Origin of the sequence: Bacillus sp. SJ-10 (assembly GCF_002843505.1) — a bacterium.
In the GTDB taxonomy this organism is placed as follows: Bacteria; Bacillota; Bacilli; order Bacillales; family Bacillaceae; genus Bacillus; species Bacillus velezensis.
The window spans coordinates 2,809,080-2,825,381 of record NZ_CP025258.1 but is presented as its reverse complement, the minus strand read 5'-3'; the positions used below and the strand labels follow the sequence as shown (position 1 = coordinate 2,825,381).

At 44.1% G+C, this 16,302-nt stretch carries 21 protein-coding genes; 13 read left to right on the top strand and 8 right to left on the bottom strand.

Translation table 11 applies throughout. The features are described 5' to 3' along the window. Window positions 1-50: 50 nt before the first annotated feature. On the top strand, window positions 51-413 hold the full coding sequence (locus CXL14_RS14150) for a response regulator (RefSeq protein ID WP_007410327.1): 363 nt from the start codon (window positions 51-53) through the stop codon (window positions 411-413). Window positions 414-492: 79 nt separating this feature from the next. Then, the gene (locus tag CXL14_RS14145) at window positions 493-984 is read left to right on the top strand and encodes a CcdC family protein (protein ID WP_007611735.1); all 492 of its coding nucleotides are present in this window, start codon (window positions 493-495) and stop codon (window positions 982-984) included. Window positions 985-1,011: 27 nt separating this feature from the next. Here the strand turns inward: CXL14_RS14145 and CXL14_RS14140 are convergent, their stop codons facing one another. The 4 genes from CXL14_RS14140 to sspO all read right to left on the bottom strand — a co-directional run bounded on the left by CXL14_RS14140 (window position 1,012) and on the right by sspO (window position 2,476). Then, window positions 1,012-1,440 carry a DUF2621 domain-containing protein gene (locus CXL14_RS14140; RefSeq protein WP_014418020.1) on the bottom strand — a complete coding sequence of 143 codons (429 nt, stop codon included), beginning with the start codon at window positions 1,438-1,440 and terminating at the stop codon, window positions 1,012-1,014. Window positions 1,441-1,687: 247 nt separating this feature from the next. Next, the gene (locus CXL14_RS14135; RefSeq protein ID WP_007410324.1) at window positions 1,688-2,059 is read right to left on the bottom strand and encodes an Hsp20/alpha crystallin family protein; all 372 of its coding nucleotides are present in this window, start codon (window positions 2,057-2,059) and stop codon (window positions 1,688-1,690) included. Window positions 2,060-2,153: 94 nt separating this feature from the next. Next, window positions 2,154-2,300, bottom strand: a complete 147-nt coding sequence (locus CXL14_RS14130) for a small acid-soluble spore protein P (RefSeq protein ID WP_003153984.1) — start codon at window positions 2,298-2,300, stop codon at window positions 2,154-2,156. A gap of 29 nt (window positions 2,301-2,329) precedes the next feature. After that, on the bottom strand, window positions 2,330-2,476 hold the full coding sequence (gene sspO / locus CXL14_RS14125; protein ID WP_003153982.1) for an acid-soluble spore protein SspO: 147 nt from the start codon (window positions 2,474-2,476) through the stop codon (window positions 2,330-2,332). Between the two features lie 231 nt (window positions 2,477-2,707). Between sspO and acnA the strand changes: the two genes are divergently transcribed. The 7 genes from acnA to CXL14_RS14090 all read left to right on the top strand — a co-directional run bounded on the left by acnA (window position 2,708) and on the right by CXL14_RS14090 (window position 7,504). Continuing rightward, a complete protein-coding gene (gene acnA, locus CXL14_RS14120; protein ID WP_017417878.1) occupies window positions 2,708-5,434 on the top strand; it encodes an aconitate hydratase AcnA in 2,727 nt (908 codons plus the stop codon). A gap of 61 nt (window positions 5,435-5,495) precedes the next feature. Then, window positions 5,496-6,005: a TlpA family protein disulfide reductase gene (locus tag CXL14_RS14115; protein ID WP_014418022.1), complete on the top strand. Its 510-nt coding sequence runs from the start codon at window positions 5,496-5,498 to the stop codon at window positions 6,003-6,005. A gap of 78 nt (window positions 6,006-6,083) precedes the next feature. Further along, on the top strand, window positions 6,084-6,209 hold the full coding sequence (locus CXL14_RS14110; protein ID WP_012117651.1) for an FbpB family small basic protein: 126 nt from the start codon (window positions 6,084-6,086) through the stop codon (window positions 6,207-6,209). Between the two features lie 63 nt (window positions 6,210-6,272). Beyond that, window positions 6,273-6,419, top strand: coding sequence for an acid-soluble spore protein N (locus CXL14_RS14105; protein WP_003153977.1), 147 nt, complete (start codon window positions 6,273-6,275; stop codon window positions 6,417-6,419). Between the two features lie 24 nt (window positions 6,420-6,443). Continuing rightward, window positions 6,444-6,686 (top strand): small acid-soluble spore protein Tlp, encoded by a 243-nt coding sequence (gene tlp, locus CXL14_RS14100; RefSeq protein WP_014418023.1) that lies wholly within the window; start codon window positions 6,444-6,446, stop codon window positions 6,684-6,686. An 86-nt stretch (window positions 6,687-6,772) separates the two neighbouring features. Next, on the top strand, window positions 6,773-7,189 hold the full coding sequence (locus tag CXL14_RS14095) for a YbgC/FadM family acyl-CoA thioesterase (RefSeq protein WP_003153973.1): 417 nt from the start codon (window positions 6,773-6,775) through the stop codon (window positions 7,187-7,189). A 15-nt stretch (window positions 7,190-7,204) separates the two neighbouring features. Beyond that, entirely contained in the window at window positions 7,205-7,504 is a 300-nt protein-coding gene (locus tag CXL14_RS14090; RefSeq protein WP_007410319.1) for a hypothetical protein, read from the top strand. Window positions 7,505-7,535: 31 nt separating this feature from the next. Here CXL14_RS14090 and CXL14_RS14085 read toward each other — a convergent pair whose 3' ends face one another. Both CXL14_RS14085 and plsY read right to left on the bottom strand, forming a co-directional pair. Beyond that, window positions 7,536-7,823 carry a HesB/YadR/YfhF family protein gene (locus CXL14_RS14085; RefSeq protein WP_007410318.1) on the bottom strand — a complete coding sequence of 96 codons (288 nt, stop codon included), beginning with the start codon at window positions 7,821-7,823 and terminating at the stop codon, window positions 7,536-7,538. A gap of 88 nt (window positions 7,824-7,911) precedes the next feature. Beyond that, a complete protein-coding gene (gene plsY, locus CXL14_RS14080; protein ID WP_014418024.1) occupies window positions 7,912-8,493 on the bottom strand; it encodes a glycerol-3-phosphate 1-O-acyltransferase PlsY in 582 nt (193 codons plus the stop codon). 151 nt (window positions 8,494-8,644) lie between these two features. Here plsY and CXL14_RS14075 point away from each other — a divergent pair, with 151 nt between their 5' ends. From CXL14_RS14075 to parC, 3 genes are all read left to right on the top strand, one after another. Then, complete coding sequence (locus CXL14_RS14075; RefSeq protein ID WP_007410316.1) at window positions 8,645-9,052, top strand: CoA-binding protein; 408 nt, start codon at window positions 8,645-8,647, stop codon at window positions 9,050-9,052. Between the two features lie 423 nt (window positions 9,053-9,475). Continuing rightward, window positions 9,476-11,443, top strand: a complete 1,968-nt coding sequence (gene parE / locus CXL14_RS14070) for a DNA topoisomerase IV subunit B (RefSeq protein WP_101287850.1) — start codon at window positions 9,476-9,478, stop codon at window positions 11,441-11,443. 2 nt (window positions 11,444-11,445) lie between these two features. Beyond that, window positions 11,446-13,869, top strand: coding sequence for a DNA topoisomerase IV subunit A (gene parC, locus CXL14_RS14065; protein ID WP_101287848.1), 2,424 nt, complete (start codon window positions 11,446-11,448; stop codon window positions 13,867-13,869). A gap of 59 nt (window positions 13,870-13,928) precedes the next feature. On the opposite strand, the gene CXL14_RS20545 is transcribed toward parC, so the two are convergent. Further along, window positions 13,929-14,054 (bottom strand): hypothetical protein, encoded by a 126-nt coding sequence (locus CXL14_RS20545; protein WP_003153957.1) that lies wholly within the window; start codon window positions 14,052-14,054, stop codon window positions 13,929-13,931. A gap of 24 nt (window positions 14,055-14,078) precedes the next feature. Then, window positions 14,079-14,432 (bottom strand): hypothetical protein, encoded by a 354-nt coding sequence (locus CXL14_RS14060; RefSeq protein WP_003153956.1) that lies wholly within the window; start codon window positions 14,430-14,432, stop codon window positions 14,079-14,081. Window positions 14,433-14,809: 377 nt separating this feature from the next. Here CXL14_RS14060 and CXL14_RS14055 point away from each other — a divergent pair, with 377 nt between their 5' ends. Continuing rightward, window positions 14,810-16,228, top strand: coding sequence for an alanine/glycine:cation symporter family protein (locus tag CXL14_RS14055; RefSeq protein ID WP_007410311.1), 1,419 nt, complete (start codon window positions 14,810-14,812; stop codon window positions 16,226-16,228). Window positions 16,229-16,302: the final 74 nt, after the last annotated feature.

Sequence of the window (16,302 nt, the reverse complement as noted above, 5' to 3'; positions counted from 1 at the left end):
TCGTTTTTGGTACAATAAGACTAGTTAATGTTAAATATGTGGAGGGGAATATGACACGAGTTTTAGTTGTAGATGACGCCAAGTTCATGAGGGTGAAAATCAGAGAGATTCTGGAATCGGCGAATTACACAGTGGCCGGGGAAGCGGCTGACGGGGAGGAAGCCCTGGCAGTATATCAAAAAATCCGTCCCGACCTGGTGACAATGGATATTACCATGCCGGTCAAAAACGGTATACAGGCGCTGCAGGATATTTTAGCTTTTGACCCGAAAGCCCGGATCATCATGTGCACCGCCATGCGGCAGCAGCGGATCGTTCTGGAAGCGATTGAATTAGGCGCTAAAGACTTTATCGTTAAACCGTTTGAAGCATCTAAAGTGCTGGAGGCCGTAGGCCGGGTAACGGGAACGTAAACGTGTTCTCTTTTCAAATTGGTTTTTTTTATGTTTTTGGAGTATAGTATATAGTATCAAACTCCGTGCAAGCAAAGGAATGATAAAGATGATGATTATAATTTCATCCGTTATTGCAGCGGCCATGGCAATTTCCGTGATGATCGTCAGGATTAAATCCTCCGACAAGCCCGCTTCACCTAAAAAAATAATTCTCCCGCCGATTTTCATGAGTACGGGAGCGCTTATGTTCCTTTTTCCGATTTTCAGAGTGACGGGCGAAGAATTTTTGGAGGCCATTACGCTGGGCGTAATCTTCTCTATTTTTCTGATTAAAACATCTAAATTTGAGATTAAAAATAATGAAATCTATTTAAAACGGTCAAAAGCGTTTGTGTTTATCCTGATTGGTTTGCTGGTTATCAGAATCGCTATGAAATCCATTTTGAGCACGACGATTGATTACGGAGCTTTAAGCGGGATGTTTTGGATTCTTGCTTTCGGAATGATTGTCCCGTGGCGCATCGCGATGTTTTTGTCTTACCGCAAACTTTCGAATGAACTGAAGACCGCTGATATTCAGATGAATTAAAACCTTTCCGTCCGCCGGAAAGGTTTTTTATTTGAGCAGGGCTTGATAAGGAGTAAGATCAATCTGTTTTTCACGGAGATGCTTTTTTAAAAATTGATGATCACGCTTAGGAGTGGCCAGTATGTAACCCCTGATGATTAAATCACGGTTTATTTGTTCAGCTTCCTCCGCTAAGGAAAGTTCACCGATTTTTCCGGCGATTTTCGCTTTGGCTACATCCCGAAAGAGCTCCGGCACGGGGGCGACCAGTTCATCCAAAAACGCCTTGTCACCCTCATTCCATAAGTGCTTGCTTTTTTCAATATAATAGTCCTGCCAATCCAGTTCTGACCGGCCGTCTTCTTTCGGTAAGCGTTTTAAAAATTTTCGAAACATAAAAAACCCGCCGATAGACAGCAATCCGATCATCACGATGACCCAAAATAAAATAAACCACATAAACCAGCCTTCCAGCATTGTTCTATCTCCTCCTTACTTTAACCATATTGTAAACGAAGACAGAATAGAAGAACACATGAAAAAAAGAATAGAAAAAAAAGAATAGAAAAAATGATAGATGTCCAGTCATTCCGGTTGCTAGAACATATTCTATCGTATAGTGATTCTGCTATTTGGCCATGGGAGATTCACTTTGAGGGTATATGACTGATATGACCGGACAAAAAAGCCGCTTCCATTGAGGGATGAAAGCGGCTTTTTTATGTTATAGAGGAAATTGAAAGGAAAAAGAGGCAGGAGTCTCATTTGGCTCCTTGTTCATGGAGACGGTCAGAATATGGTTGGTGAAATCAGTGAAAATATGTTTGTCGTTCAGATAAAAAGGAAGCATCATTTGTTTGTTTAACGTCCGTTCAAGCGTTTTAACAGAGAGCATAAACTCATTTCCCGAAAGAGTGACGGTTATCGCTTGCACCTGCTTCAGCGCCGTCAGGTCGGCTTCAATGATATATTGACGGCTTGTTTCATATAGATCGATCGGCAGCGTCTCGTCATACCAAGCATACGGGTCCTCGTAAAACTGCCGCAGCCATTCTTCCGTATCATCAAATTCTTCAGCGTTTTTTGAGTGATTCATGGAAGCATCCCTCCATATTAAAAAGCCTTGCTATAACGTATGCAGAAGCTTTGAATGGGTGAATGGCACAAAAAAACAGACACCGGGGTCTGTTTTACATATCGTGGCTTGTATTATGTTTTTGTCTTGTATGGTTGCGGTTTTTCACTTTTTTGCTTCCGCTCAGCGGTTCCGGCTGGCCGGGGTTATGGCCCTTCGGAGCATTTTTATGCATATCTTTACTCGTATTTTTATTTGTCATGTTAAAGCCTCCTTTTTAAGGTGTTCCGGCTATTGGTTTGTTTTTCTTTTTTTATTGTTCTGCCGTTCTTCTTCCGTCAGGACGAGCTGGTCATTTTCTATATAACCCGCGCCTTTGCCTTGGCTTTTCGCATCATTCATGCCGTTAATTACATGATTGGCTTTCCGTTTTACCATGATCATCACCTCAACATTAATATGGCTCTTTACAGCCCGTTGTATGAGGCGGAAAATCGGACAAAATTTACCGAAAATCATACTGATAAGACGATCTTATTGTATTTAATAAAAACATTGATATTTACTTATGTATGATTTTATACTAAGATGAAATTGTGAGAAAATTGTGATGGAATGTGAACATTCATCTAAAGAACGATCTTGATCATTGAAGGGGGATTTTGGAGAATGACAAATCAGCAAAAAGTCGCAACACAAGACGTTTTCCAAGCAAGAAAAACATTTTCTTCAAATGGGAAAACATACAACTACTATTCATTAAAAGCATTGGAAGACGCAGGGGTCGGCAATGTTTCAAAACTTCCTTATTCTATTAAGGTTCTTTTGGAATCTGTTTTGCGTCAGGTAGACGGACGTGTCATTACAAAAGAACATGTTGAAAATTTAGCAAGATGGGGTACTGCTGAATTAAAAGATATCGATGTGCCGTTTAAACCGTCACGGGTTATTCTACAGGACTTTACCGGCGTTCCGGCCGTAGTTGACCTGGCATCTTTAAGAAAAGCCATGGCCTCTGTCGGCGGAGACCCTGATAAAATCAATCCTGAAATTCCGGTTGACTTGGTCATTGACCACTCCGTACAAGTCGACAAAGCCGGTACGGAAGACGCGTTAGCCATTAATATGGACTTAGAATTCGAAAGAAATGCAGAACGTTATAAATTTTTAAGCTGGGCAAAGAAAGCGTTTAACAATTATCAGGCTGTTCCGCCTGCAACAGGTATCGTTCACCAGGTAAACCTTGAGTTTTTGGCAAGTGTCGTTCATACGAAAGAGGAAGACGGAGAACTTGTGACATATCCTGATACATTGGTGGGAACAGATTCCCATACAACAATGATTAACGGAATCGGCGTCCTCGGCTGGGGTGTCGGCGGTATTGAGGCGGAAGCGGGAATGCTCGGCCAGCCTTCATATTTCCCTGTTCCTGAGGTCATCGGCGCGAAACTTGTCGGAAAATTGCCTAACGGAACGACGGCGACTGACTTGGCGCTGAAAGTCACTCAAGTGCTGCGCGAAAAAGGCGTAGTCAATAAATTTGTTGAATTCTTCGGTCCTGGTGTTGCTGAGCTTCCGCTTGCGGATCGTGCGACTATTGCCAATATGGCGCCGGAATACGGAGCGACTTGCGGATTCTTCCCGGTTGACGAGGAAGCACTTTCTTACCTGCGTCTGACCGGCCGTGAAGAAGAGCAGATCGATATTGTGGAAGCATACTGCCGCAACAATGGTTTATTCTATACGCCTGACGCGGAAGAGCCGATTTTTACAGACGTTGTGGAAATTGATCTGTCAAAAATCGAAGCGAACCTTTCAGGACCGAAACGTCCGCAGGATTTAATCCCGCTTTCCGTTATGCAGGAAACGTTTAAAAAACATCTTGTCAGCCCGGCCGGCAACCAAGGATTCGGAGCGGATGCTGCTGAAGAGAACAAAGAAATTTCATTTAAACTTAACAGCGGCGAAGATGCGGTTATGAAAACAGGGGCGATTGCAATCGCTGCTATTACAAGCTGTACGAATACATCAAACCCTTATGTATTAATCGGTGCCGGATTGGTAGCCAAAAAAGCGGTAGAATTAGGCTTGAAAGTGCCGAATTATGTTAAAACGTCACTTGCACCGGGGTCTAAGGTTGTTACTGGATACTTAGTCAACTCAGGCCTGCTTCCTTACATGAAGGAGCTCGGCTTTAACCTCGTAGGGTATGGCTGTACGACATGTATCGGGAACTCCGGCCCGCTTTCTCCAGAGATTGAAGAAGCGGTTGCTAAAAATGATCTCTTGATCACTTCTGTCTTGTCGGGTAACAGAAACTTTGAAGGCCGGATCCATCCGCTTGTCAAAGGAAACTACCTTGCGTCACCTCCGCTTGTTGTCGCATACGCATTAGCAGGCACTGTGAATATCAACCTGAAAACGGATCCGATCGGTGTCGGAAATGACGGACAAAATGTTTATTTCGATGACATCTGGCCGTCCATGGATGAAATCAATTCTCTCGTCAAACAGACTGTTACGCCGGAATTATTCCGCAAAGAGTATGAAACGGTATTTGACGACAACCAGCGCTGGAACGAAATCGAAACGACGGATGAAGCGCTGTATAAGTGGGATCAGGATTCCACTTACATTCAAAACCCGCCGTTCTTTGAGGAAATGTCTGTAGAGCCGGGAAAAGTTGAGCCTTTAAGAGGACTTCGCGTTGTCGGCAAATTCGGCGATTCCGTGACGACTGACCACATTTCTCCGGCCGGAGCGATCGGAAAAGACACACCGGCGGGCAAATACCTGCAGGAAAAAGGCGTTTCTCCTCGTGACTTTAACTCTTACGGCTCACGCCGCGGAAACCATGAAGTCATGATGAGAGGAACATTCGCCAATATCCGCATTAAAAACCAAATCGCACCGGGTACAGAAGGCGGATACACAACACATTGGCCTACCGGGAAAGTGACATCTATTTATGATGCCTGCATGCGGTATAAAGAAGATAAAACGGGTCTTGTCGTCCTGGCCGGAAAAGATTACGGAATGGGCTCTTCACGTGACTGGGCTGCAAAAGGAACAAACCTGCTCGGCATCAGAACAGTCATTGCCGAAAGCTTTGAAAGAATTCACAGAAGCAACCTCGTCTTCATGGGTGTGCTGCCGCTTCAGTTCAAACAGGGTGAAAACGCGGATACACTCGGCTTAACCGGTAAGGAAGTCATCGAGGTGGATGTTGATGAATCTGTACGTCCGCGCGACTTGCTGACTGTCAGAGCAATCAGTGAAGACGGTACGGTAAAAACATTTGAAGTTGTTGTCCGTTTTGACAGTGAAGTGGAAATTGATTACTATCGCCACGGCGGCATTTTACAAATGGTGCTTCGCGATAAAATGAAACAGTAGCAGAATGAACAAAGGAGAGAAAGCAGTCTGCTTTCTCTCTTTTTATGCGGGAGGCCTTGAGATGCTTGCGAAATGGCTGGGCGGAATATTACTTATCGGGTTGTTAGTGTATGCGGGCTGGAACATTTATTCTGTACAAAAAAGTCCGAAAGAAGGGACAGAAGAAGGGATGAAAGCCCCTGACTTTACACTTGATACATTGTCAGGAAAAAGCATCTCCCTTTCTGATTATAAAGGAAAAAAAGTGCTCCTCAATTTCTGGGCGACGTGGTGCAAGCCGTGCCGAATGGAAATGCCCGATATGCAGGAGCTGCAGAAAGAATATCCTGATATTGCGGTAGCAGCCGTTAATTTTACGTCCTCTGAAAAAAATATACAGGCTGTGAAATCATTTGCTGATCATTATCAGCTGACATTTCCTATTCTGATTGACAAAAGCGGAATTAACGGAGATTTCAACGTGCTTTCTTATCCGACAACATACATATTAGACGAAAAAGGAACCATTCAGCACATTCGCGTAGGCACGATGACAAAAAAAGAAATGAAAGAAAAACTGGATCTCAAATAGAGGTTCAGTTTTTTTATTGTGAAGGGCTTAGGTTTTGAAAAATTGGAAAAAATGAATGAAAACACGGAGGTGAGAAGATTGAAAAAAATGCGAAAACGTTCTTTTCATGAATTGGTTATGGAAAATAAACGTGAGCTGATGACCAATACGGAATATTTGAATCAGCTTGAAGAAAAGCTGGAGCAGCGGTTCAAACAAAAATAACCTTTAATTTGCAGTCATGTTTGCACCTCCTTTTGCAAAATATACTCTTAAGGAGGGATGAACATGGGCATAAACAAGAAAGACGGCCAGCCGCAATACGCTCCGAGCCACTTAGGGACAAAACCCGTTAAATATAAACGCAACAAAGGGGAAAAGTTTCATGACAAGTCAAACGGACATCCGATTGTCATGCAGACGAAAGGCGAATAACATCATCAAAGGAGAGCAGACATTATGACAAACAATTATCAAAAACCGAATCCGGATGACCGTTCCGATAACGTTGAAAAGCTGCAGGATATGGTGCAGAATACAATTGAAAATATAGAAGAAGCCAAAGAATCAATGGGATTTGCGACAGATGAGGAAAGACAGCGCATTCAAGAGAAGAATGCCAGACGCAATGAAAGCATTGAATCGTTCCGCAGTGAAATCCAGGATGAATCGGCTGCAAGAGAAAACGGCTATCAATCATAATAAAAACCAGGGAAACCTGGTTTTTTTCTCTTTCCGGCTCGTTGTGATAAAATGGGGCTAATCTGATAATAAGGGAGCAGAGAACGTTGCATGTGTCAAAAAAAGAAATAGAAGTGCGTTATGCGGAAACAGATCAAATGGGCATCGTCTATCATGCCAATTACTTAGTCTGGATGGAGGTCGGCAGAACGGCGCTGATTAAGGAACTCGGATTCCTTTACAAGGATATGGAAGATAGAGGTGTGCTGTCCCCTGTATTGGATATCAGCATTTCTTATAAAAAGCCGCTCCGCTACGGAGAAACGGCTGTCGTACATACTTGGATTGAAGAATATAACGGATTTAAAACCGTTTACGGCTACCACATCTATAATCCGGATCAAGAACTTGCCATCAAAGCGACATCCTCTCATATATGCGTTGATAAAGAGAGCTTCAAACCGATTCAGTTTCGCAAGGCTTTTCCTGATTGGCATGCCGCTTACGAAAAGGCAAAAAAATAAGGAGCGGCTGCACTTATGGCATTTGGAATTACGCGTAAGGAACTGGAAAGATGGAAGCGGGATGTATCGGAAGGGAAAATCGCTTTTTTAACGCATTACTGGCTGGACGACCGCTTTCCGGAGGCTAAGACCGTGACGAAGGCCGGTTCAAGCGATCTCAATAAACTGATCAGATGGGGAGCGGAGTACGGGCTGAAGCCGGAGTGGATTCACCATAAAAATGAATTTCCCCACTTTGACCTGCTCGGTGATACGCAAAGAAGCATATTAGAAAAAGAACATCTGACTGATCATCTCAAAAGGTTCAGGCTGTAAAAAAAAGAACGCATCCGCTGCGTTCTTTTTTTTACACATAATCAAATACCGGCTCTTCTGCCTGATCTGAATATGTGACTGACAAATCGTGATTATCAAAGTACCATAAGTCGCTTTCTTCAATAAAAAAGGTAATGCCTTCAACTTCCGTGCTGGTGCCGATGTTCATCGGCCGGTCTTTTAAAATGCCGAGAGAAAAGCCTTTCTGAACGTTGCTGCATCCCCCGTAACGGACAAAGAAACGGACGTGGTCGCCTGTTTCCAGATCGAGCTCTTCTTTGTACCAATCCAGCGCGCCTTTCGTTACTTTCATGTTCATCCGGAACACTCCCTTTTTGTTTCTCATATAAAGAAATTATCTCTATTATAAACGCATATGGCATTTTGATGTCAAAATTGAAGTTTCATCAAAACCATTTGATCTTCGGTTCTGTTTTGTTTATAATCCGTTTGATGTTTGCCCTGTGTCTGTAGATAACAAACGCGGTCAAGAGCGTCACTACGATTAATAAATAAGGGTCTTTTACAAACAGACAGTAAATAATCGTATAAATCCCTGTTAACATTGAAGACAGAGAAACAAATTTCGTAAGGAATAAAAATACGAAAAATACTGCAACCATCGTAACGAATAACAGCGGAGCATAAAACAGCAGGACGCCCCCTGATGTGGCTACGGCTTTGCCTCCCTTAAACTTTGCGAACACGGGGAATACATGGCCGATTACTGCTGCCACCCCTGCGAGAAGAGGATGAATGGGGACGTGCAGTAAATATGGGAGCGCCGCGGCCAAGGTGCCTTTTAAAATATCGGCTGCGATGACGACAGATCCCGCTTTAACGCCAAGCGTGCGAAAAGCATTTGTGGCGCCCAAATTGCCGCTTCCGTGTTCTCTAATATCGATCCCTTTCGCAAGTTTGCCTACGATTAAACCTGACGGGATGCTGCCTATTACATAGGCCAAAATAATCAATAAAGCAATCAACATCTACATTTCTCCTTTTCAATGTCCCTTCACTCTATTTTAACACGAGTTGTTACCGTCTGATGACAAGTTTTTTGAGAATTAAGCTGACAAAGCGCTTTTTTTGATTCCGGCGAAGCGGTCATGTACAATATATCAAAAGGAGATGGTAAAGATGCAAAATCCTTCAAAGTCAGAGATTAAAGAAATTCTGGACCGGAGCAAACGGATCGCAGTCGTCGGGCTGTCAGACCGTCCCGACCGGACTTCTTACATGGTTTCCAAAGCGATGCAGGATGAAGGGTATGAAATTATTCCCGTCAATCCAACGATTGATGAGGCGCTTGGCGTTAAAGCCGTCGCTTCATTAAAAGACGTGGAAGGACCAATTGATATCGTGAATGTGTTCAGACGCTCTGAGCAGCTTCCCGGCGTCGCTGAAGAATTTTTACAGACGGACGCTCCCGTTTTTTGGGCGCAGCAGGGTCTTGCAAATGAAGAAGCGTATCGCATGATTACAGACAAAGGACGGACGGCTGTTATGGATTTATGTATAAAAGTCGCCCGCGCTGTTATAAAATAGGAACAAAAAAGGCAAAAATCCTTGGCAAATCAGGGGTTTTTGCTTTTTTATTGAAAGAATACTCTTTGCGTATGATGATGAAACAGATACAATAAAGCATGAACAGCTTTTTTAGAAACCCCTTTATACAGGGGTTTACAGTCTGTTTGCGATGGCCGGCATAAAGCTATATAATAGAAAGCGAACTCATGTTCTTATCCGCCGAAAAGGGCACCAAAAAGATGAAAAGCCGTTCGAATGTATGTCTTGCGGCCTAAAAAACGAGCCATTCGCTTAAATATGTTGCGAAATCAAGCATATTGGTTATAATTGTGAGTCCGAGGAGAATTGGACCGAAGCTTGCGCATACTGAAAAACAAAGACATGAAAACATTTAAAAAAGAGAATGATTAAGAGCAGGTTTTTTGAAAGGGGTTTGTACGTTTGGCTAGAAAACAGCAATTTGATTACAACGAAGATGCCATACAGGTGCTTGAAGGCCTGGAAGCCGTCAGAAAACGACCGGGAATGTACATCGGTTCGACGGACGCACGCGGCCTGCACCATCTGGTATATGAGATCGTCGACAATTCCGTCGATGAAGTTCTTGCCGGCTACGGAGATCATATTATCGTAACGATACATAAGGACAACAGCATCTCCGTACAGGACAGAGGACGCGGAATGCCGACCGGGATGCATAAGCTCGGAAAGCCGACGCCGGAAGTTATTTTCACCGTGCTGCATGCCGGGGGGAAATTCGGACAGGGCGGCTATAAAACAAGCGGAGGTCTGCATGGTGTCGGCGCATCTGTCGTAAACGCGTTATCGGAGTGGCTGACAGTTACTATTGAGCGTGACGGATATGTTTATAAACAGCGGTTTGAAAACGGCGGCAAGCCCGTGACTTCACTTGAAAAAATCGGAACGACCAAAAAAACGGGAACGCTTACCCATTTTAAACCTGATCCGTCAATGTTCAGCGCAACGGTTTATAATTTTGACACGCTGTCAGAACGTCTGCGCGAATCAGCTTTCTTGTTAAAAGGTTTGAAAATAGAATTAATTGATGAACGGAACGGCGTAAAAGAAGTATTTTATTATGAGAACGGAATTGAAGCATTTGTCGCTTATTTAAACGAGGAAAAAGACGCTTTATGCGAAGTGGTTTCCTTTGAAGGCGAGCATCATGACATTGAAGTCGATTTCGCGTTTCAGTTTAATGACGGGTATTCAGAAAATATGCTGTCATTCGTTAATAACGTCAGAACAAAGGACGGCGGCACCCACGAATCAGGAGCCAAAACGGCAATGACAAGAGCGTTTAACGAGTATGCGCGAAAGGTTGCCCTTTTAAAAGAGAAAGACAAGAACCTTGAAGGCGCCGATATCAGGGAAGGTTTGTCCGCAATCATTTCCGTGCGTATCCCGGAGGAACTGCTGCAATTTGAAGGCCAGACGAAAGGGAAGCTTGGCACAAGTGAGGCGAGATCAGCCGCGGATGCCGTCATTTCCGAGAATCTTGCTTATTTCTTGGAAGAAAACCGCGATACGGCGACCCTGCTTGTCAAAAAAGCGATTAAAGCAAGCCAGGCCCGTGAATCGGCCCGTAAAGCGAGAGAAGAAGCGAGAAGCGGCAAAAAGCGAAAAAAATCAGAAGCGACGCTGAGCGGAAAACTCACACCCGCCGGTTCCAGAAATCCGGCGAAGAATGAATTGTATCTGGTGGAGGGAGACTCTGCGGGAGGTTCTGCAAAACAGGGAAGAGACCGGAAATTCCAAGCCGTGCTGCCCCTTCGCGGAAAGGTCATCAACACAGAGAAAGCAAAGCTTGCAGACATCTTCAAAAATGAAGAAATCAATACGATTATTCATGCGATCGGAGGCGGTGTCGGCGCAGATTTTGATATAGACGACATCAACTATGACAAGATCATCATCATGACGGACGCGGATACCGACGGCGCGCACATTCAAGTCTTGCTGTTAACGTTTTTCTACCGCTATATGAAACCTTTAATCGAGCACGGAAAAGTCTTCATCGCCCTTCCGCCTCTTTACAAAGTGAGCAAAGGGAGCGGTAAGAAAGAGATTATTGAATATGCCTGGTCCGACGAAGAAATGGACGGCGTTTTAAAGAAAGTCGGCAAAGGGTATACCATCCAGCGCTATAAAGGTCTGGGAGAAATGAACGCAGACCAGCTCTGGGAAACGACGATGAATCCCGAATCGCGAACTCTCGTCAGAGTCAAGATCGACGATGCGGCACGGGTAGAGCGCCGCGTAACGACATTAATGGGAGACAAAGTAGAACCGAGAAGAAAATGGATTGAAAAGAATGTTGCCTTCGGATTAGATGAGGAAAGCAATATTTTAGAAAATGAAAACTTGTCGGTCGCTGAGGAGGTTTAATAGTGGCACAGCCAGAATTATTTCATGATTTACCGTTAGAAGAAGTAATCGGCGACCGTTTCGGACGCTACAGTAAATACATTATTCAAGACAGGGCGCTGCCCGACGCTCGTGACGGTTTAAAGCCGGTGCAGCGGAGAATTTTATACGCCATGCACGCAGACGGAAATACATTCGATAAAAATTTCCGTAAAGCGGCGAAAACGGTCGGAAACGTTATCGGTAATTATCATCCGCACGGTGACAGCTCCGTTTATGAAGCGATGGTGCGGATGAGCCAGGATTGGAAAGTGCGGAATGTGCTGATTGAGATGCACGGCAACAATGGAAGCATTGACGGTGATCCGCCGGCTGCCATGCGTTATACGGAAGCGAGATTATCTTCTATCGCGTCAGAGCTTTTGCGTGATATTGATAAAAATACGGTTGAATTCGTTCCGAACTTTGATGACACTAGTAAAGAACCGGTTGTTTTGCCCGCCATGTTCCCTAACTTGCTTGTCAACGGATCAACCGGGATTTCAGCGGGCTATGCGACTGATATTCCCCCTCATCATCTGGGTGAGGTCATTGATGCCGTCATTAAACGGATTGAATCTCCGGATTGCACCGTCGATGACTTGATGCAGGTGATTAAAGGGCCTGACTTTCCGACAGGAGGCATTATTCAAGGAGTCGACGGCATTCGGAAGGCTTATGAAACCGGGAAAGGCAAAATTATTATCCGCGGCAAGGCTGAAGTGGAATCCGTAAGAGGCGGACGGGAGCAGATCGTCATTACAGAAATTCCGTTTGAAGTAAACAAAGCCAATCTCGTAAAGAAAATGGACGAATACCGCATAGACAAAAAAGTCGAAGGCATTTCTGAAGTCCGGGATGAAACTGACCGCACGGGGCTTCGGGTGGTCGTTGAGTTAAAGAAAGAAGCCGATGCAAAAGGCATCCTGAATTTCTTATATAAAAACACTGATCTGCAGACAACATATAACTTTAATATGGTCGCCATACATAACCGCCGGCCGATGCTGATGAGTCTTACAGCCATCATGGATGCGTATATTTCCCACCAGAAGGAAGTAGTGACAAACCGCTCCGTCTTTGAATTGCAAAAAGCAAAAGAGCGGCATCACATCGTTGAAGGACTGATGAAGGCACTGTCTGTGTTAGATGAGGTCATAGCGGTCATCCGGGCAAGCAGCGACAAGAAAGATGCGAAACAAAACTTAATGTCTAAATTCGCATTTACGGAGCCGCAGGCTGAAGCGATCGTATCCTTGCAGCTGTATCGTCTGACAAACACGGATATTACGGCGCTAAAAGAGGAAGCGGAAGAGCTCAGCAAGAAAATTCAGGAGCTCGAAGCCATTTTAAGTCATGATAAAAAGCTGTTAAAAGTCATTACAAGCAGCCTGAAAAAATTGAAAAAGACCTATGCTGACAGCAGACGGTCTGTCATTGAAGAAAAGATTGAGGAAATTAAAATCAATCTTGAAGTCATGGTAGCCTCTGAGGACGTATATGTGACAGTCACAAAAGACGGCTATGTAAAACGAACAAGCCAGCGGTCATTTGCCGCTTCTAACGGTCAGGATTTCGGTATGAAGGATACTGACAGGCTGATTCACCAATTTGAAATGAATACAACGGATGTTCTCCTGCTCTTTACCAATAAGGGAAGCTATGTTTATTGTCCGGTTCACCAGCTTCCTGATATCAGGTGGAAAGACATGGGGCAGCACGTAACGAACATCATCACGATTGACCGTGATGAAACCATCGTGAAAGCTATACCGGTAAAAGAGTTTGATCCATCTTCATATTTATTGTTTATGACGAAAAACGGCATGGTGAAAAGAACTGAAATGACGCATTACAAAGCGCAGCGTTACTCGAAAGCGCTTGTTGCCCTTAACCTTAAAGGGGACGACGAGCTGATTGATGTTCATGTCACAGACGGCGGCAGCCAGCTGTTTATCGCCACCCGCCTCGGGTACGGTTTATGGTTCGGTGAAGATGAAGTAAATGTAGTCGGTGCCCGTGCGGCCGGCGTAAAGGGTATAAATTTAAAAGACGGTGATACCGTCGTATCAGGACAAATCCTGCATGAGACAGATTCGCTTATCCTTGTCACACAGCGGGGAGCAATCAAGCGGATGAACCTATCTGAATTCGAAAAAACATCCAGAGCGAAGCGCGGCGTCATCATGCTGCGTGAGCTTAAAAAGAACCCGCATCGCACAGTCGGCGTATTCGCATGCGCTTTGGCCGACATGATCGCTGCGGAAACAGAAAAAGGCGAGAGAATCGAAATCGCCGTGAAGTCCTTGCGGGCGAATGACCGATACAGCAACGGTTCCTTCTTTACCGATGAAGCTGAGACAGGGCCGGTAACAGATGTATGGCGTATCCCCGCGTCTGATGTTTAAGTTTAAGAGTAAAAATAAAATAAAAAAAACCTCCGCTCATTGAGCGGAGGTTTTACTATTTAGCTTTCGTGGCTGCCGAATAAGTCAGTGATAGCGTGAATGACTTCGATTCCCTGCCATACAAATAAATTCAATGCAGTGAATGAAAACAACCCTAAAATCACCATTCGTAAGATAAACAACATGTTTAACAACCTCCTCATTTTATGTTACATAGATAGGCGATGTTGAACATGAAGCTCATCGAAATACGAGGACTGATAAAATTTAGCGATTAAAAAGCTTTTCTTTCGCTGTCTTCTCCGGGAAGCGGGGCGTCTCCTGTCTGATATCACGATCAGTGAGACAGAAGCGGCAAAAAGCGCCGTCAAGATATATGAGCCCGTCAGCGATTTTTTCTCATCATCAGCATTTTGGCCGGCCTTCATTTCGTGCATTTCCTGCTGGTCGGCTACCGCTTTAAAATGATGAGCAGTATCAAACGCATGGGGAATGGAGAGCAAATGAAAGCTTGCAATCGCTAAAAATAAAATAGAAGCTTTTAAAAACAAGATTTTTTTCAAATGTTCTCCCCCCCTTCATAAGTCTGAATATTTTTATTATAATACCCTAATTTAAATGTAAAGTAAACATATTTATTAAATTTAAAAAATTATTATCCTGGTTAAGTATATACCATTCCATCCATCTTTTCATCTCTTTTATCTTAAAGACCTATTTGTTATGATATGCACGCATTCCTTATGACGTGACAACATTTTTCGGGCTGTAAGATAAAAAACGGGGCATGACAGCAAAAGACGTGATGAAGAAACCGAAACATTTTCTTAAAAAAACTTCTCAACCACGGTCGTTGTGATATAATAATACTCGTTGTGTTAAAAGATCTAACATATGCAGCAAAAATGACAGTAAAAGATACGTAAAAGGGAGGTTAAACATGGAGGCTTTCATCAGTGAAATCATAAATGTTCCAAATGATTTTATTTGGAAGTATCTTGTTTATATTTTAGTCGGGATCGGTTTGTACTTTACGTTCCGTTTTCGCTTTATTCAATTCCAATACTTTATAGAAATGTTTAGAATCGTCGGGGAGAAGCCGCAAGGAAATAAAGGAGTGTCTTCAATGCAGGCATTCTTTATCTCAGCCGCTTCTCGTGTCGGAACCGGAAACTTGACCGGCGTCGCGCTGGCGATTGCAACAGGCGGTCCCGGCGCAGTATTTTGGATGTGGATCGTAGCGATTGTCGGTATGGCTTCCAGCTTTGTGGAAAGCACCTTGGCGCAGCTGTATAAAGTGCGTTCCGGTGACGAATTCCGCGGCGGTCCGGCATATTACATGGCAAAGGGACTGGGCGCCCGCTGGCTCGGTATTTTATTCGCCGTATTGATTACCGTTTCTTTCGGACTTATCTTTAACGCCGTGCAGTCAAATACGATTTCTGTCGCGTTTGACGAAGCATTCCATGTGAATAAAACAGTTATCGCAATCATTTTAGCTGTATTAACGGCTTTCATTATATTCGGCGGTCTGAAACGTGTTGTTTCCGTCTCGCAATTAATCGTTCCGGTCATGGCGGGTATGTATATTCTGATCGCGCTGTATGTCGTGATTGTAAATATTACAGCGGTACCTGAGCTGTTTGTTACGATTGTGAAAAATGCGTTCGGTCTTGAACAGATCGTCGGCGGAAGCTTAGGAAGCATCATTATTATCGGTGCGCAGCGCGGCCTGTTTTCAAACGAAGCGGGTATGGGAAGCGCGCCGAATGCCGCAGCGGCTGCACATGTGTCGCATCCGGCTAAGCAGGGATTAATTCAGACGCTCGGCGTATTTTTTGATACATTTATCGTTTGTACATCGACTGCCTTTATCATTTTATTGTACAGCTTTACGCCTAAAGGAGACGGCATTCAAGTGACGCAAGCCGCACTGCAGCACCACCTCGGCGGATGGGCGCCGACATTTATTGCGATTGCGATGTTTTTATTCGCATTCAGTTCTGTCGTCGGCAACTATTACTATGGTGAAACGAATATTGAATTTATTAAAACAAGCAAAACATGGCTTAATATTTACCGCGTATTCGTCGTAGTGATGGTGGTATACGGATGTTTGGCTGACTTCCAGATCGTCTGGGACATGGCAAACTTGTTTATGGGACTCTTGGCTCTCATTAACTTAGTGGCAATCTTATTGCTGAGTAATGTAGCCTACAAGATCTATAAGGATTATGCCGCTCAGCGCAAAAAAGGTCTTGATCCTGTATTCAAGGCCGAGAATACGCCGGAGCTCAAGCATATTGAAACATGGGCGGAAGAAGAAGGTACAAGCCCCGAACGTAAGACTGCTAACTAAGGAAACATGCATACAATTTTCAAAAAACCCCTTACATTTTGTTGTGAGGGGTTTTTTTATGTGAAAAACCAGGT

What these genes read in the sequence shown, in the direction of transcription:
- CXL14_RS14150 (WP_007410327.1), top strand. Translation starts at nt 51, where the DNA reads ATGACACGAGTTTTAGTTGTAGATGACGCCAAGTTCATGAGGGTGAAA.
- CXL14_RS14145 (WP_007611735.1), top strand. Translation starts at nt 493, where the DNA reads ATGATAAAGATGATGATTATAATTTCATCCGTTATTGCAGCGGCCATG.
- CXL14_RS14140 (WP_014418020.1), bottom strand. Translation starts at nt 1,440, where the DNA reads ATGCTGGAAGGCTGGTTTATGTGGTTTATTTTATTTTGGGTCATCGTG.
- CXL14_RS14135 (WP_007410324.1), bottom strand. Translation starts at nt 2,059, where the DNA reads ATGAATCACTCAAAAAACGCTGAAGAATTTGATGATACGGAAGAATGG.
- CXL14_RS14130 (WP_003153984.1), bottom strand. Translation starts at nt 2,300, where the DNA reads ATGACAAATAAAAATACGAGTAAAGATATGCATAAAAATGCTCCGAAG.
- sspO (WP_003153982.1), bottom strand. Translation starts at nt 2,476, where the DNA reads ATGGTAAAACGGAAAGCCAATCATGTAATTAACGGCATGAATGATGCG.
- acnA (WP_017417878.1), top strand. Translation starts at nt 2,708, where the DNA reads ATGACAAATCAGCAAAAAGTCGCAACACAAGACGTTTTCCAAGCAAGA.
- CXL14_RS14115 (WP_014418022.1), top strand. Translation starts at nt 5,496, where the DNA reads ATGCTTGCGAAATGGCTGGGCGGAATATTACTTATCGGGTTGTTAGTG.
- CXL14_RS14105 (WP_003153977.1), top strand. Translation starts at nt 6,273, where the DNA reads ATGGGCATAAACAAGAAAGACGGCCAGCCGCAATACGCTCCGAGCCAC.
- tlp (WP_014418023.1), top strand. Translation starts at nt 6,444, where the DNA reads ATGACAAACAATTATCAAAAACCGAATCCGGATGACCGTTCCGATAAC.
- CXL14_RS14090 (WP_007410319.1), top strand. Translation starts at nt 7,205, where the DNA reads ATGGCATTTGGAATTACGCGTAAGGAACTGGAAAGATGGAAGCGGGAT.
- CXL14_RS14085 (WP_007410318.1), bottom strand. Translation starts at nt 7,823, where the DNA reads ATGAACATGAAAGTAACGAAAGGCGCGCTGGATTGGTACAAAGAAGAG.
- plsY (WP_014418024.1), bottom strand. Translation starts at nt 8,493, where the DNA reads ATGTTGATTGCTTTATTGATTATTTTGGCCTATGTAATAGGCAGCATC.
- CXL14_RS14075 (WP_007410316.1), top strand. Translation starts at nt 8,645, where the DNA reads ATGCAAAATCCTTCAAAGTCAGAGATTAAAGAAATTCTGGACCGGAGC.
- CXL14_RS20545 (WP_003153957.1), bottom strand. Translation starts at nt 14,054, where the DNA reads ATGTTGTTTATCTTACGAATGGTGATTTTAGGGTTGTTTTCATTCACT.
- CXL14_RS14055 (WP_007410311.1), top strand. Translation starts at nt 14,810, where the DNA reads ATGGAGGCTTTCATCAGTGAAATCATAAATGTTCCAAATGATTTTATT.